This window comes from Vreelandella neptunia, assembly GCF_022489065.1.
GTDB classification, from domain to species: Bacteria; Pseudomonadota; Gammaproteobacteria; order Pseudomonadales; family Halomonadaceae; genus Vreelandella; species Vreelandella neptunia_A.
The window spans coordinates 234,901-249,863 of sequence record NZ_JAKVTW010000001.1 but is presented as its reverse complement, the minus strand read 5'-3'; the positions used below and the strand labels follow the sequence as shown (position 1 = coordinate 249,863).

Sequence of the window (14,963 nt, the reverse complement as noted above, 5' to 3'; positions counted from 1 at the left end):
GCTCTTGTTTGACTGACTCATACTCCACCGCCTAGGCCTAGCAAGTGGCGCGAGATGTAAACGGTCATTAGCGCCGTCAGCAAAAACATACCGGTGGCTGCCATCGAGCGTGGCGCCAAGCGCGCCAGACCACATACGCCATGACCGCTGGTACAGCCACTACCCAGCCCCGTGCCTACGCCCACTAACAACCCAGCCACCAGCATTAACCCAACACCCCCTGCAGGTGAGCCAATCACCTCACCCGGGTGACCGACCACGTTTCCCAAGCCGCCTCCCAATGCCATGATCAATAACGGCCCGCTGACGAGTCCGATAATAAATGCCCCGCGCCAAGCGCTATCGCCTTTGGGGCGCTGGGTAATTAAGTTGCCAACAATGCCGCTAATACCGGCTATACGCCCTAGCGTTGCCATTAGCCACACGGCAGATAGCCCAATCAGCACACCTCCCACTAGGCCTTGCAAGCCTGCTGTCCAATCCACGATGTCGCCTCACTAATGGTTACCTGCCAATAGCATCATCATAGTACAAACAAAGTTATATACATATAATACAAAAGAATAATAAGAGCGACCACTATTCAGCCGTTAGATCTCTTGCAGGCTTTGCTAATGTCAATGCGGTTTAGGCCGATAGTGAATTAGTTACTCAATTATAAAAAATAGGAAAAACATGACTCGTTTAACAACAACACAAAAGCTGTGGGGCACGTTGGGCATCATCTGGGTAGCTATGCTGCTGCTGGTGGGATGGCTAGCGCTGGAAAACCGTCAAACGATTGTAAGCGAACGCCGCGACAGCATTCAGTACGTGGTCGAAAGCGTCCAAAATCAAATTGAAGCCCTGCAAGAAAGGGTTACTACCGGTGAACTCAGCCTTGAAGAAGCGCAACAGCGCGCCATCGACAATATGTCTAGCGTTAGCTTTGGAGCAGGCGAATACATTTTCTCTTTCAACGACGACTTACTGGTTATTTCCCACCCAAGCCGCGTACCCGGCACTGACATGACCGACTACTTAGATGCCAGTGGTATGGCGCTTTATCCGGAGTTGCTGCGTGTTTCCCAAGCGGGCGGGGGCCACGTTAACTACTACTCTACTCGCGCTGGTGGCGATGAACAGTTGCCGAAAACCAGTTACGTCACGCACCTCCCTGAATGGGAGTGGTCGCTAGCGACGGGCGTTTATGTCGATGATATCAATGAAGCGTTTATTGCCGGCTTGATTCACTCAATCGGGATATTACTGATCATTGGCCTACCGGTAACGCTGCTAATGGGCTGGGTAATCCGCGATGTTTCCCGTCGTTTAGGCGGCGACCCCCGCTATGCCGCAAGCGTAGTGCGTCATATCGCGGATGGCGACCTCACTCAGGTAACGCAGCTTTCAGCGAAAGACCAGCAGAGCCTGCTGTTTGATATCAACCGTATGCGGGAAACCCTGGCCACTACCATCGGCGATATTCACCACGGCGCCAACCAGGTTAATCGTGGTGTCGAGCAAATTGTAGGCGTCAACGAAGAGCTTTCGACACGTACCGAAGAGCAGGCAGCGTCGCTGGCCGAAACCGCTTCCAGTATGGAACAGCTCACTGCTACCGTTAAGCAAAACGCTGAACACGCAGACCATGCTCGCACACTGGCCACTAGGGCGGCCGACAGCGCTCAGCGCGGCAGCGACTCGATGTCATCCGTCACGAGCACGATGGCGACGATTAACGAAAGCGCCACGCAAATGAGCAGCATCGTCAATACCATTGACGGTATTGCCTTCCAAACCAATATTTTGGCGCTGAACGCGTCAGTTGAAGCCGCCCGGGCAGGTGATCAAGGGCGTGGCTTTGCGGTGGTGGCCAATGAGGTTCGCCAACTTGCCAGCCGCTCCGCCTCTGCCGCACAAGAGATCAAGACGCTGATCGAAGCGTCGGACAGTAAAGTAGTGGAAGGCAGCCGCCAGGTACGCGACACCGGTGATGTGATTAACAGCATGGTCGATGACATCAAGCAGCTCAGCACGCTGGTTCAGGAAATTTCCGCGGCCACCATTGAGCAGAGCAGTGGTATTGAGCAGGTCAACCTAGCGGTAACGCAAATGGATCAAATGACCCAGCAGAACGCCAGCCTAGTGCAAGAGAGCACTCACGCAACCCAAACCCTGGCCCAGCTAAGCAACCAGTTGCGTCAGTTAGTCGCTAACTTCCGTATTAATCAGACCTCGGAGCATACGCAGGCAAACTTACCCGCCTCCTCTCCAGTCCAGCGGGATGTTTATCAGGACAGCGATTTTTAACGTTTGTTATCGCTCGCGCCCCGCCCCTCGTCATCGAGCGATGCATAACGGTTTTTTAGCCCCCTGCTGCGGCAAATGACCTTGTCGCATCAGCATTTTTTACAAATGTGCTTATGTATTATCGCTCCAGGCCGATAGAAAAAACGTTGTTTACTTTCATCGGCTAGGAAAAACATGACACGCTTAACGACGACGCAAAAACTCTGGGGTACGCTGGGCATCATTTGGATCGCCATGCTGCTATTAGTTGGCTGGCTAGCATTGGAAAACCGCCAAACGATTGAGAGCGAACGCCGCGACAGCATTCAGTACGTGATTGAGAGCGTGCATAGCCAAATTGAAGCCCTGCAAGCACGGGTGGCCTCTGGCGAACTCAGCGAAGAAGAGGCACAGCAGCGCGCTATCGACAATATGTCGAGCGTCAGCTTTGGCGGCGGGGAGTACATATTTTCCTTCGACAACGACCTACATATTGTTTCTCACCCCAACCGCCCACGCGGTGAGGATATGAGCGCCTATCAAGACGCAAGCGGGATGGCACTTTACGCCGCCTTCCGAGAGGCCGCTCAATCCGGCGGTGGTCATGTTGACTACTACTCACGCCGTATTACCGGCGACGAGCAAGTGCCGAAAATCAGCTACGTGGCTTATTTACCTGAATGGCAGTGGTCGCTGGCCGCTGGCGTCTATGTTGACGATATCAATGAAGCCTTTATTGCTGGCTTGATTCGCTCCGTCGTCATACTGCTAATCATTGGCCTACCGGTAACACTACTAATGGGTTGGGTCATTCGCGATGTTTCCCGCCGCTTGGGTGGTGACCCTCGCTATGCTGCCAGCGTTGTGCGTCATATAGCCGACGGTGATCTCACACAGGTAACCCAGCTCTCCTCGAAGGATCAGCAGAGCCTGCTGTTTGATATCAACCGCATGCGGGAAACCCTGGCTACCACTATTGGCGATATTCACCACGGGGCAAATCAGGTCAATAGTGGTGTCGAGCAAATTGTGGGCGTCAACGAAGAGCTTTCAACACGTACCGAAGAGCAGGCAGCATCGCTAGCCGAAACCGCTTCCAGCATGGAACAGCTCACCGCGACCGTTAAGCAAAACGCCGAACACGCAGACCATGCTCGCACGCTGGCCACCCGCACCGCTGACAGCGCGCAGCGTGGCAGTGACTCTATGTCGACGGTGATCACCACCATGGCGACGATTAATGAAAGCGCCACGCAAATGAGCAGCATCGTCAATACTATCGACGGTATTGCTTTCCAAACCAATATTTTGGCGCTCAACGCTTCAGTGGAAGCTGCGAGAGCCGGGGAACAGGGGCGTGGCTTTGCGGTGGTGGCCAATGAGGTTCGCCAACTTGCCAGTCGTTCCGCCGCTGCAGCTCAGGAGATTAAAACCCTGATCGAAGCGTCGGATAGCAAAGTAGTCGAAGGCAGCCGCCAAGTACGCGCTACCGGTGATGTGATCAACGGCATGGTCGATGACATCAAGCAGCTAAGCACCCTGGTGCAGGACATTTCAGCAGCCACCATTGAACAGAGCAGCGGTATCGAACAGGTCAACCAAGCCGTCACGCAAATGGATCAAATGACCCAGCAGAATGCCAGCCTAGTGCAAGAGAGCAATCATGCGACTCAAACGCTTGCTCAACTCAGCACCCAACTGCGTCAGTTGGTAGCCAACTTCCGTATTAACCAGAACACAGAGCGCATGCAGGCAAGCTTACCAGCGTCATCAGCGGCGCCACGGGCTGCTTATCAGGATAGCGATTTTTAACACGTGTTAAAAAAGACCGGCTACCCAAAGGTAGCCGGTCTTGTTCAGTACAGTATCCAGTGGTGTTAAACCTTACCTTGGTTATCCAACTCAACTGCCTCGTGCATACGGGTAAGCACGTCGGGTACTGCGGCCTGCACGCGGTTCCAACTGGGAATAAAAGGCCGCTCTCTTGGGTTATCCAGAAATAGATTGCCAGCTTCGAGCAGATTGCTGGCAAATAGCTCAACCGCTTGCTCCTCACTATGGCGATCAAGGCTCAAGCCATTCATCGTGGCATCGTGGTCATAGGCCTCGATCAAATCCAAAGCGAAGCGGTAGTAAGTCGCTTTGAGCGTGCGGAAGTCTTCGCTGCTAAAGGTAATGCCCTGGGTCGCTAGTTTGCGATAGAGCGCTTTTGAGATATCCAGGCTCATGCGGTTCAAGCCACCATCGGGATTGTCTTCGCTAACCGGTTGATGTTTGTGGTCGTAAGCATCGGCAATATCCACCTGACAGAGCTGACGCAGCGAGTAATTGCGCTGCAGTTCCGACAGCACACCGATCTCCAGCCCCCAATCGGCGGGAATACGAATCCCTTCCAGTACCTCGCTACGCATTGCAAACTCACCCGAGAGTGGGTAACGAAAGCTATCCAAATAGTCGAGATAGGGCAGCGGCCCACATACTGTTTTGAGCGCCCGCAGCAGCGGCGTCACTAACAACCGTGAGACACGACCATTTAGCTTGCCGTCAGCAATCCGTGGGTAATAGCCTTTGCAAAAACTGTAGTTGAAATTGGGATGGGCGACGGGATACATCAAGCGTGCTAGCAGTCCACGCTCGTAGGTAAGAATATCGCAATCGTGCAGGCCTACCACCGTCGAGCGCCCGGAGGAGAGCATGTAACCTGCGCAGTACCATACGTTGCGCCCTTTTCCGGGCTCCAATGCCCCTAGCCCATGCTCCTCCAGCTCTGCATCGAGTGCGCGCAGTCGTGGGCCATCGTTCCATAAAATGCGCGTATGCTGCGGCAGTCGGGAGAAAAACTCTCGGGCATATAAAAATTGCTCGCGGTCGGCGCGATCCAAGCCAATAACAATCTCACTGAGGTAAGGAACTTTCACCAGCTCATCGACGATGGCAGACAGCGCTGGCCCTTCCAATTCTGAAAAAAGCGACGGCAAGATCAACCCCATCGGGCGCCGGCGAGAGAATTGGCAAAGCTCCTCTTCAAGTGCTTCCACTGAGCGCTTAGTAAGGTTATGGAAGTCAGTAATAATTCCATTTTGATGAAAGTCACTCATACGCTTGCCTCCCTGGATTCATTGAACTGTTCTCAAATAACTAATTTTTCTTAAATAACTAACAGTTCTCAAATAACAACCGCTTCATCTTTCTCCGCCGTCGCTAAACGGCGGTCGTCTCGCCCCCACCAGTGGGCAACCCCCTCTGCCCAACCAGTCGGCCCTGTTGCTTCCGTGCGATATAGCGAACTGTTACGCGGCTCTACCACTAACGCGTGGCAACCGCGGATGACAACGGCCTGATCAACCGCTTCAAGCATAGTGATATCGTTTGGCCCGTCCCCCAGACCTAGCGAGAGCGGCGCTCGGCCTCTTAACGCGGTGAAGCGTTTCACCAGCCACTCCACAGCGCTACCCTTATCAGCCGAGCGTCCCATTACATGCCAAAAACGCCCCCCTTGAGTAAGCTGAAGCCCATCCCCTTCCAGCGCGGCGCGAAACGTTTCTAATGCCTGTTCACTGTCTTTCCACACCAGTGGCTCGCTGCCTTCCCGCTGCCGCGCATCACGGGCGCGGGTTTCATCAAGCCCGGTAAGCTCCATCACTTCGTGGACGCTTAGCTCGCCCATCCGAGTAAAGCGAACATCCAGACGCTCGCGCCATACCTTCAAACGAGCACGAATAAAGCCAATATCCACACCTGGGTGCTTAATCACGACACCATCACGGCCGCCGCCAGGGCGGTCTAAACGGGCATGGCACCAACCTGGCGGCAGGCCAATAACCGCACCATTTTCAGCGATAAAAGGTGTCCCCGTGAGCCCCAACGCTTCGCGCAGCGGGATCAATTCAGCACGAGTTTTACTGGTCACCGGAATCACCGGAACGCCCATTTGTTTTAAACGAGCAAGCCAGGGTGCGGCGGGACTGAAATCATAACTATGGTGATCCAGCAGCGAGCCATCTAAATCGGTCACTACCAGCCGCGGCTGCAAAGCAAGGTCTATCGCGGCTGGCGATGGGGAGAGCCGGAGGGAAAGTGGCACTGAGAGATGATTGGATTCAGGCATGGCGCTACCTCTATTAGGTCGTAGTGCATCATCAAAACTGTCGTCTGAGATGCTCTATGGCGATGACCAGCTATTAATTGGCTATTAAAAGCATAGCAAGTTGTAAGCCAAAACAGAGAAGCGTAAACACAGCAGTAGGTTACACGGCTTAATAACGGTTCAACCAACCGACAGTTCTATCAGCACCAAAAAGAAGCAGTGTTGGCGCACCAAAATAGAGCATGAAGCACATCAGTGCACTTTTGTGTCGATAACCGCTAAAAAAACCAACACAGCACTTGGCAACGCCGTGTAAATAGCTATACTCAACTTGTACCCACTGGCGATCCTGTACACCCCTCACCTGATGCCAGTGGGCTGCAGTGAGCCAAGCCCTTTAATGCCCGCCTCCCCCGGCGGGCTTTTTTATGCTTCTACCATCAACATAGCACTCTTGCGGGAAGTAGCGTAGCTCGTGACCATTAGTGCGGCTACTCCACATGGATCACTACTTCAACCCGCCGATTTCGCGCCCGCCCCTCTGCTGTAGTGTTGTTTTCCAGTGGTCGTGTGGCTGCCAAACCGACGGCGCGCAAGCGTTCAGCATCGACCCCCGCAGCCTCCAAGGCTTCTACGATAGCAATAGCACGTGCACTGGAGAGCGCCCAGTTGGAAGAGAACTCTTCGGTACTAATCGTCTGGCTATCTGAATGCCCCTCAACCCATACTTCACCATCATAACGTTGAATAGTTTCCAGCAAACTGCCTACTAATGACGACCCAGTATCAGTTAACTCCGCTGTCGCTGAAGGAAACAACAGTTGATCCTGCACACGTAAACTAATCCCTTCAGCCACTCGGGAGACTTCAACACCTTCAAGGTCGGGCAAATACGTTGACTCTTCCACGCGCTCAGAAAGCGACTGGTTCAACGCGAGGGCACCAGAGACGGACTCATCGCTTACTGCTTGCACATTTACCGGAGGACGATCGGTCAATACCACCATGTAATCCGCCAAAGGCGATGAAAAATCGTCACTGCCAGCTGGCATCAGCAGTTTGGGTAGAGTAATGGCCGGCACAGTGGGCGTGGATGGTGCTGGCGCAGCCAGTAACGGCGGAACACCAACGCTCACCCGACGCGGTAACTGAGAAAACGTCGGCAGGCCCGCCACACCCAGCGATGCACTCACCGCCATTGGGCTTAGTCCTGCTCCACTCCAAGCAGCCGTAACAGCACGGTCAGGCCTTGCTTGAGCTAACGTATCGGGCAAGGGAATTTCAAGGGTAGGTGACGAGAAAATAGTCTCTTTTGCTTGATCGCCGGCTAACCAATCGGGATTGGTCGACCCAGCAGCGGCGATAATGACAACGAAAAGAGCCACTAACAAGGTCATAATATCGAGATAGCTAATCATCCAACCGCTATTACTATCGCTTTCATGATAAGCCGACATAAGCGAATCATGGCGCGGACCGCTGCGGTGATCTTCAAGCATTAGTATGTTCGCTCATTCAAGTTTTGAACCTCTTGGCCGATATAACTATTTAGTTCTAATCAAGTATGTCGTATTAAGTATTTCGAATTAGGCTCATTAAGTCAGCTATTTCCCAGTAGGTACGTCGAATCAGTCATGGCAAACTAAGCATGGCAAGCAGTCTACCAAAAGCCGTTTTGTAGCGAAAAGGAACCCGCAGGTGCGCACCCGTATCACATTATGCCGTTTACCCTCTTTCATACGTCCTGTTGGTATGGGGCTTGCAACACTCATGCTCAGCGGCTGCTTTTATGCCAATACATCACAAGCGCCCATTGCCACAACGTACCCCTATACTGAGCAGCAACGTATGCAGGCAGCTCACCATTGGGATGTGCTCGCGCGTCACGAAGCTACCAGCATTTTACAACGCGAGCGCGTTAGAAACCGCGATTTACACATCAGCGAAGCCGACAGTGGTGACTTATACGCCTATAGTGGCGGCGAGTTTGGCCGTGGCTTTCGTACGCTTCTTACCAGTGAACTAGTGTCTCGCGGCGCCAATCTCACTACGGTTCCCACTGCTAACAGCGCCAACATTACAATCGATGTAGAAGTCGTCGAGCACCGGGACCGTGGTTTTATTCGTCCCCCTGTGGGCGCTTTCACGGCGCTAACTGCCGGCATCGCCGTGGCCACCATACCCTTTAATCAGTGGAGCGAGCCTGCTTTAGGGTTAATACCGGCAGGTATTCTCGCCGATACCACCAGCGGTAGTTGGACTAGCACAGGCAATGAGGAGATCATTGTGACGACGCAGATAATCGATGGCGAACGAATTCTCTACTCATCGTCCAATATTTACTACATCAATGCGGGCGATCGTCGTCAATACGCTCCTCATCGCGTGCCTCAGGCACCTACCACTCCCTCCGTTCCCCTTACTGATACGTGGTAATGTCATGTTGATTACACTGTTTAATGCACAGCGCGCCAGCGTTATCAGCCGTGCTGCGCTGATGAGTCTTGCATTACTGTTGCTGGCTGGCTGCGGCACGATGGGTAATGCTAACAACACCTATGCCGAACCGGAACCTGACCTTTCTGAATTGGTTCATGCCGCTGCCGAACAGATGATCGCCAGCAATCCAGAACTGACGCGCTATAGCCCCATGATTGCGGCTACTTTTGTGAGCATCGACAATTTAAGCCAGTCTTCGACGCTTGGCCGCATTAGCTCTGAAATTATGGCATCAGCGCTCTCGCGCCAAGGCATGGAAGTACGCGAAGTCAAAATGCGCGACAGCATGTTTATTGAAGAGAGCGTGGGAGAGTTGATTCTTTCACGGCAAGTGCAGCGCCTAAGTGCCCAGCATAATGCGCGCTCTATTCTTATGGGTACCTATGCGCAAGGTCAGGACTTTGTCTATGTTAGTGCGCGTGTAGTGAGGGCGGGCGATGCCATGGTGCTTGGCAGTGCCGATTTCCGCCTGCCGTTAAACAACAACACGCGCAGTTTGTTAGAGGGGCAAGGGGGCTGGTAAGAACACATTAATAGCTAGATGACGCTAATCTTTTTCGTTTAAAAATCAGCGTCGTCGCTTACTTTGTCTCTTTTGGCATAACCAAGCAGGGTTAAGGGTTATGTGTCACTTGCAGTTCTCTCGCGATAATTATCTATTGAAATGGTGTGGGTCGCTACCTGGTGCGCACAGCAAAGCAACCCCACAGCACGACAAGCAGAAAGGAGTACATCATTACCCCACTGTTATGGGTTAAAAATGCCTGTGAAAACCCGAAATCAATAAAGGCAACGGGAAGCAGTACACCTGCCACTGCAAGTGAGCGCAATTCAAGATTCGCGGCTGTTATTTGCCGTGCAAAGAGCCGCATAGGAACAAGGTATAGCGCTAGCAACACAGCTAAGCCAACTAAGCCCCGTTTGGCAAAAGCGTCAATAAACTCATTATGGGCGTGGCTATAGTGGGTCGCGACCTGATCAACCATCCCATTATTCGCCAGCGCTTGCATGCCTTCTTGATAGCCATTTTCACCCCAACCAAAGAACGGCTTTTCCACTATCAAGTAATAGGCACCCTTCCACATTTCAAAACGAGCACCAACGGACGTGGCAGCGTTTTCTCCCGATACGTAAAGGGCCACATCATTGAAAGCCTCTTGCACTCGTAACTGCACGCCGGTTTGCGGCAGTAGATAGACCAGCAACCCTCCAAGTACCACGACGAGCAGTGCCCCTATCTTCAACTGCTGCGGCAACTGGTAACCATAGCCGCGATACAGCACCAAAAGCACAAAGGGCAAACCAATCCAGCCCCCTCGGCTACCTGAGAAAAGCGAGCCGAGCATGCCAGCCACTGCCCCTATTAACAGTAAAGCCACCCAGCCTGTTCGATGAGGTTGCACCATAGCCCAACCTAACCCAGCCAAACAAAGAATCCCAAGCAGCATGCTCAAATTGCCGAATTGAATAACGTAGGTAAAACCGGTAGCACGCCAAGCGCCTTCAACAAGCTTCTGCCAACCCGCCCAACTTCCTGCACCGATAGCCCCGATGGCCAAACCGCTCCATAACCAGCCTAAACGGGGCGGGTAAGCCATCACTAACAGCATGGCAGGCACAGCCAATAGAAAGCGTATAGGTTCATCGAAACCACGTGTACCTTGGCCATCTAACAACGCCGTCAGCACGCCAATGAAGGTATAAGTAACTAATGCAGCCACCAATAGGTAGTCTTGGCGTTTCAACCCCAAAACAGGTTGCTTAAATAACAAAACAACGCTGCCCAATAACAGCATGACAGCTCCCAGTGAATAACCACTAGGGACGATCAACGCGATAGCACAAAGTAGGAACACCGCTAGGCTGGTATAAGCGCGCATCACTACCTGGGTATTAACGGTAGCGTAATGAGGTAAGGTAGGCATAGTTGATCCGTCAACAGACAGTAGAGCGTAAAAACAAAAATGGTCGGCACAAAGGCCGACCATGTTAGCACAAATATCTTATTTCGAGGGCGCTTGCCGCTGCTAGCGAGGTTTAGCCCCGACAGCTTGAAGCAGTGTAAAACAAGCTTGGCTTACTAATAGGCGTTCGGATTAATAAAACCCTTAAGGATTGTTAACGCTATGATGCGTAAATCCAACCACAACGACCAATTATCGATATACCACAGGTCATGTTCGACGCGACGCTCCATTTTATCAAGGGTGTCAGTTTCCCCCCTGAAGCCGTTCACTTGCGCCCAGCCGGTCATCCCGGGCTTGACCTTATGTCGCTTCATATAGGATTCGACCAGTTCTTTGTACTGCTCGTTGTGCGCTAACGCGTGTGGTCTGGGGCCAACCACGGACATTCTGCCTTGTAGCACGTTGTAAAACTGGGGCAGCTCATCCAGTGACGTACGCCGCAAAAAAGCACCAAACTTGGTGACTCGCGGATCACCACGGCTTGCCTGCGTGACATGGCCACTCGACTCCTCATGAACCTCCATGGAGCGGAATTTGTACACCTTAAACCGCTTGCCATTGATGCCCATGCGGTACTGCTTAAAAAGCACTGGGCCGGGCGACTGGCATTTAAGCACCAGCGCAATCACCAAGCAGACCGGTAGCGATGCCAACAGGAAGATCGACCCCATCACCACATCTTCGATTCGCTTCACAAACCGAGCCGTTTCGACCATGGGCGTCACGCTCAGATCGATGGCAAAGCGCCCCGCTACTTCGCTAATTTGATGGTTCAATAACTGAATTTCGCCAAACTCGGGGATAAACCGCACTTCCACCGTTTGATGCCGCAAGCTATGGACGATTTCACGCACCGTACTACCCATCTCCAGCGGCAGGCAGATCCAAACTTCTCGCGCCTCAGAAGTTTCGACACGCCGCGCCAAGCACTCCAAAAACGCATGATCAGGTGCTCCTTTCAACCGTTGAACACCCGAGATAGCAAAGCCCTCGCCAGGCGACCGGCGCATACTCCTGGCCACATTGAGCAAGTTCGAACCTGGCCCCACCAGGAACACTCCACGCAGGTTCTGACCATGGGCGCGGGCATACTTCAAAACCAGCATAATCGTGACGCGGACGCCGCCTGCCATCACAAGCGAAATCAGCATGGTCATGCCCAGCCATAGGCGCGAATAACGCACCGACGCTTCAGCTAGGTAAATGATCGAGGCGGCCGCCAGCGTGACCCCTACCCAAACGCCCACCAAGCGAAAAAGAATGGTGGAGAGACGTGTAGTACGCCAACGTACGTAAGCATCGTCAATGAAGTTAGCCATCACGATGAAAACAGAGATTAAAAACAGCCCGACGATGAAGCGCTCATGGACATCGAAATTACCAAAGCGTACATAGTAGGCAATAAAACCGCCCACAAAAACCAGGAACATATCGATAAACGGCACGAACACTTGCGCGGGGTAGCGCTCGGTGATGGGACTACGTTTAGTTTGCATCACAATGCCAACAACTCCCTAACCCAACTAATCCATCAGCAGCATGACAAAGACTCAAACGGCACTGGCTTGAAATTTCAATACAAAATACCAAAGTCAACACCATGCTTACAGGTTACTCCGCCAATTAAATCATGTTGGATAATAACGGAGTAGCAGCTCATGGTAGCTATCCAAAACTTTAGGCCAGGTAAACTGCTGATCAAAACGTTCACAACTAGCAGTTTTCATTTCGAGGATTTTATCATTAGCGGGTAGTAAGTTATCGAATAAATCAGCTAGGGAAACTACCCCTTCGAAGTACATAGCAGCAGAACCGGCTACCCAGCGCGTGTAGACATTATCGTGCGCTAATACAGCGCAACCTGCGCCCAAGGCCTCTACCAAGGAAGGGTTTGTGCCACCGACTTGATGGCCATGCACATAGAAACGGCTATGGAACCGAAGACAGCTAACAATATCGGCATCGTAAATGCCCCCTAAAAATAAAACTTCATCGCTAGCAGCTGACATTACCTCATTATGATACTTATTATCATGCGGCATGAAATTGCCTAGCACGACTAAATAATGGTTTCTGTGACGAGCACTAAACGCTTGGACAATTTCTAACAACGAATTTTCGGGCTCAGGCCTGGCAACCACTAAGGAAAAATTATTGGAAGTAATACCATAGGGCTTGAGTAACTCAGCGTCCGCAGAGACAATTTTTTGCCCACCATAAGGAATCATAGTGATCTTTTCACTATCAACCTGTGGCAATAAATGCTTTTTTATTTCAGGATGATCGGCGATTAGATGATTACCTACCCAGCAAGCTATTCTCTCGTTTATTCTAAGCCATATTTTAGCCAACACGCCCCATTTAGCACGCCGCCATTCCACACCATCCATATTGAAAATATTGACCTGCCCTTTCAACCTATGTAGCGCACTGAAAATGGCAGTGTTATAGCCTAAAGTGAGAAAGATGCCCTCTTGGGACAACGCATGAAAAACGGCCTTGCCATCAAATACAATGGTGCCTAATGAGCCAGAAACACTGACAGGTATATGAACACGGCGGATGCCTTGCCACGTACTTTCCCAGATAGAGCTGCCACTATCTTCTTGGCAGTACACAGTCACTTCCCAGCCCTTATCAGCTAAGAAGCAAGCTAAATGCTCAGCAAACGTTTCAAACCCACCATAGCGCGCTGGAATACCGCGGATACCTAATATACTGATTTTGTAACTCAACGTTTGACTGCCTTCTTGATTAAATAAGAAATCAACACAAACAAAGCCGACACAAAAAAGGCAGGCAACACTAGCAAAAAAACTGAAAACCCAAACAACCTTCTTATAAAGCTCATCCTAGTGCTGGGTATGATCTCCAGCAGTTTGTTAGCACTTTTATGCCAATAAAAGCCCACAGCTAACTTTTCCATAGCGCGGCGCATGCTATTAACCGTACCGGGAGAGTGGCTTAGCTCAACGAGTATGGTAGGCAAATCTTCAAGCGTCGTCGCTTTGCCTGCACCGGAGTGATCAAGCCTTGCTCCCCACTCGCTATCTTTATTTTGAATAATAGGCAACCCGAGCGTCAAACAATCAAAATTTCGGGTGCGCGATGCATAATCATTTTCATACCCCTCGCCACCCCATACCAATGAAATATCAAAACCTGCCCAATATTCCATTCGCTTTGAAAAATCGACCCAAGGCAAAAAGAAAACATTACCACGCGCATAGTCTGGCATTTTAGAAACGATCTTATTTTTTGCGTCGTTTTCAACACCAAATAAAATAAGCTTTATATTGCAGTTTTCTTTAATGGCCTTTGACACTGCCTCTATTACGGCATCTATATCAAACCAGCCATAGGCCCCACCCAACCAACCTATCAAAAAATCCGATTTGGAAAATTCTTCACCAGCCAGCTTGCTAAGAAGCTGACGGCTATTACGTTGTTGATCGTTAGATACTATTTCATCACAGCCAAAGGGAATGATATGAATGCGAGAGAACTCGTGGGTTAACCAAAAAGGCGCCATCATACCCCGCATCAAATCCAACTGCCGTTGATTGGCAACAATAACGGCATTAAAAAAAATAACACCAAAAAAACTGCGGGCAACATTAAAATAAGACTTAACCAACAACTTAGTTTTATATTTTGGGGATTTTTTAACTATTTCATCTAGCTCAACCCAATGAGGAACGTAGCAATCCAAAATAATTTTCTTTCCTAAGAACCCCGAGAACAGAGATAACAACATAATCAAGGGCCCGCCACCATGTAAAACAATAACGTCAGAATCAAAAAAAACCTTCGTCAGACTTATAACTTTCGACACTGAGATAAAAGTAGCTTTACTAGGCACACCCTTTTCATCACCCAATCGGCCACATAAATACACCTCATCACCAAACTCAATTAAACTTTGGGCAAGAGAATAGTAACGTAACTCAGGGCCTCGTAAAGTAGTACCAAAATCACCCTTGTATAAGAGAAGAAACTTCATTTTATATATTTAACCCAAAAAATAAAAACTAAAATATACTGAACCGCCCCGGCTTTACCGGAGACTATATATTTTGAGAGGGTGGAGTCATGAACTCACCAAAACGGTATTCCCCAGAAGTCCGGGAGCAAGCTGT

12 protein-coding genes are annotated in these 14,963 nt (G+C 50.9%); 4 read left to right on the top strand and 8 right to left on the bottom strand.

Annotated elements, in window-relative coordinates; genetic code table 11:
• Nucleotides 1-17: 17 nt before the first annotated feature.
• Nucleotides 18-485, bottom strand: coding sequence for a YeeE/YedE family protein (locus MLE19_RS01155; RefSeq protein WP_240716232.1), 468 nt, complete (start codon nt 483-485; stop codon nt 18-20).
• A gap of 190 nt (nt 486-675) precedes the next feature.
• Between MLE19_RS01155 and MLE19_RS01150 the strand changes: the two genes are divergently transcribed.
• Nucleotides 676-2,292 (top strand): methyl-accepting chemotaxis protein, encoded by a 1,617-nt coding sequence (locus tag MLE19_RS01150; RefSeq protein ID WP_240716231.1) that lies wholly within the window; start codon nt 676-678, stop codon nt 2,290-2,292.
• A 174-nt stretch (nt 2,293-2,466) separates the two neighbouring features.
• Nucleotides 2,467-4,083: a methyl-accepting chemotaxis protein gene (locus tag MLE19_RS01145; protein WP_240716230.1), complete on the top strand. Its 1,617-nt coding sequence runs from the start codon at nt 2,467-2,469 to the stop codon at nt 4,081-4,083.
• Nucleotides 4,084-4,148: 65 nt separating this feature from the next.
• Here the strand turns inward: MLE19_RS01145 and MLE19_RS01140 are convergent, their stop codons facing one another.
• The 3 genes from MLE19_RS01140 to MLE19_RS01130 form a co-directional block, all read right to left on the bottom strand.
• Nucleotides 4,149-5,369, bottom strand: coding sequence for a glycosyl transferase (locus tag MLE19_RS01140; protein WP_240716229.1), 1,221 nt, complete (start codon nt 5,367-5,369; stop codon nt 4,149-4,151).
• Between the two features lie 68 nt (nt 5,370-5,437).
• Nucleotides 5,438-6,379 carry an HAD-IIB family hydrolase gene (locus MLE19_RS01135; RefSeq protein ID WP_240716228.1) on the bottom strand — a complete coding sequence of 314 codons (942 nt, stop codon included), beginning with the start codon at nt 6,377-6,379 and terminating at the stop codon, nt 5,438-5,440.
• 470 nt (nt 6,380-6,849) lie between these two features.
• Nucleotides 6,850-7,857 carry an OmpA family protein gene (locus MLE19_RS01130; protein ID WP_240716227.1) on the bottom strand — a complete coding sequence of 336 codons (1,008 nt, stop codon included), beginning with the start codon at nt 7,855-7,857 and terminating at the stop codon, nt 6,850-6,852.
• A 253-nt stretch (nt 7,858-8,110) separates the two neighbouring features.
• On the opposite strand from MLE19_RS01130, the gene MLE19_RS01125 reads away from it, so the two are divergent.
• Complete coding sequence (locus tag MLE19_RS01125) at nt 8,111-8,794, top strand: hypothetical protein (RefSeq protein ID WP_240716805.1); 684 nt, start codon at nt 8,111-8,113, stop codon at nt 8,792-8,794.
• A 4-nt stretch (nt 8,795-8,798) separates the two neighbouring features.
• Nucleotides 8,799-9,380: a FlgO family outer membrane protein gene (locus MLE19_RS01120; RefSeq protein ID WP_240716226.1), complete on the top strand. Its 582-nt coding sequence runs from the start codon at nt 8,799-8,801 to the stop codon at nt 9,378-9,380.
• Between the two features lie 154 nt (nt 9,381-9,534).
• On the opposite strand, the gene MLE19_RS01115 is transcribed toward MLE19_RS01120, so the two are convergent.
• The 4 genes from MLE19_RS01115 to MLE19_RS01100 all read right to left on the bottom strand — a co-directional run bounded on the left by MLE19_RS01115 (nt 9,535) and on the right by MLE19_RS01100 (nt 14,827).
• The gene (locus MLE19_RS01115) at nt 9,535-10,782 is read right to left on the bottom strand and encodes an O-antigen ligase family protein (protein WP_240716225.1); all 1,248 of its coding nucleotides are present in this window, start codon (nt 10,780-10,782) and stop codon (nt 9,535-9,537) included.
• A 155-nt stretch (nt 10,783-10,937) separates the two neighbouring features.
• Complete coding sequence (locus tag MLE19_RS01110; protein WP_240716224.1) at nt 10,938-12,320, bottom strand: undecaprenyl-phosphate glucose phosphotransferase; 1,383 nt, start codon at nt 12,318-12,320, stop codon at nt 10,938-10,940.
• A 132-nt stretch (nt 12,321-12,452) separates the two neighbouring features.
• The gene (locus MLE19_RS01105) at nt 12,453-13,559 is read right to left on the bottom strand and encodes a DUF1972 domain-containing protein (RefSeq protein WP_240716223.1); all 1,107 of its coding nucleotides are present in this window, start codon (nt 13,557-13,559) and stop codon (nt 12,453-12,455) included.
• Nucleotides 13,556-14,827, bottom strand: coding sequence for a hypothetical protein (locus MLE19_RS01100; RefSeq protein WP_240716222.1), 1,272 nt, complete (start codon nt 14,825-14,827; stop codon nt 13,556-13,558). Before MLE19_RS01100 ends, MLE19_RS01105 begins: the two co-directional genes overlap by 4 nt.
• Nucleotides 14,828-14,963: the final 136 nt, after the last annotated feature.

What these genes read in the sequence shown, in the direction of transcription:
- MLE19_RS01150 (WP_240716231.1), top strand. Translation starts at nt 676, where the DNA reads ATGACTCGTTTAACAACAACACAAAAGCTGTGGGGCACGTTGGGCATC.
- MLE19_RS01145 (WP_240716230.1), top strand. Translation starts at nt 2,467, where the DNA reads ATGACACGCTTAACGACGACGCAAAAACTCTGGGGTACGCTGGGCATC.
- MLE19_RS01140 (WP_240716229.1), bottom strand. Translation starts at nt 5,369, where the DNA reads ATGAGTGACTTTCATCAAAATGGAATTATTACTGACTTCCATAACCTT.
- MLE19_RS01135 (WP_240716228.1), bottom strand. Translation starts at nt 6,379, where the DNA reads ATGCCTGAATCCAATCATCTCTCAGTGCCACTTTCCCTCCGGCTCTCC.
- MLE19_RS01130 (WP_240716227.1), bottom strand. Translation starts at nt 7,857, where the DNA reads ATGCTTGAAGATCACCGCAGCGGTCCGCGCCATGATTCGCTTATGTCG.
- MLE19_RS01125 (WP_240716805.1), top strand. Translation starts at nt 8,111, where the DNA reads ATGGGGCTTGCAACACTCATGCTCAGCGGCTGCTTTTATGCCAATACA.
- MLE19_RS01120 (WP_240716226.1), top strand. Translation starts at nt 8,799, where the DNA reads ATGTTGATTACACTGTTTAATGCACAGCGCGCCAGCGTTATCAGCCGT.
- MLE19_RS01115 (WP_240716225.1), bottom strand. Translation starts at nt 10,782, where the DNA reads ATGCCTACCTTACCTCATTACGCTACCGTTAATACCCAGGTAGTGATG.
- MLE19_RS01110 (WP_240716224.1), bottom strand. Translation starts at nt 12,320, where the DNA reads ATGCAAACTAAACGTAGTCCCATCACCGAGCGCTACCCCGCGCAAGTG.
- MLE19_RS01100 (WP_240716222.1), bottom strand. Translation starts at nt 14,827, where the DNA reads ATGAAGTTTCTTCTCTTATACAAGGGTGATTTTGGTACTACTTTACGA.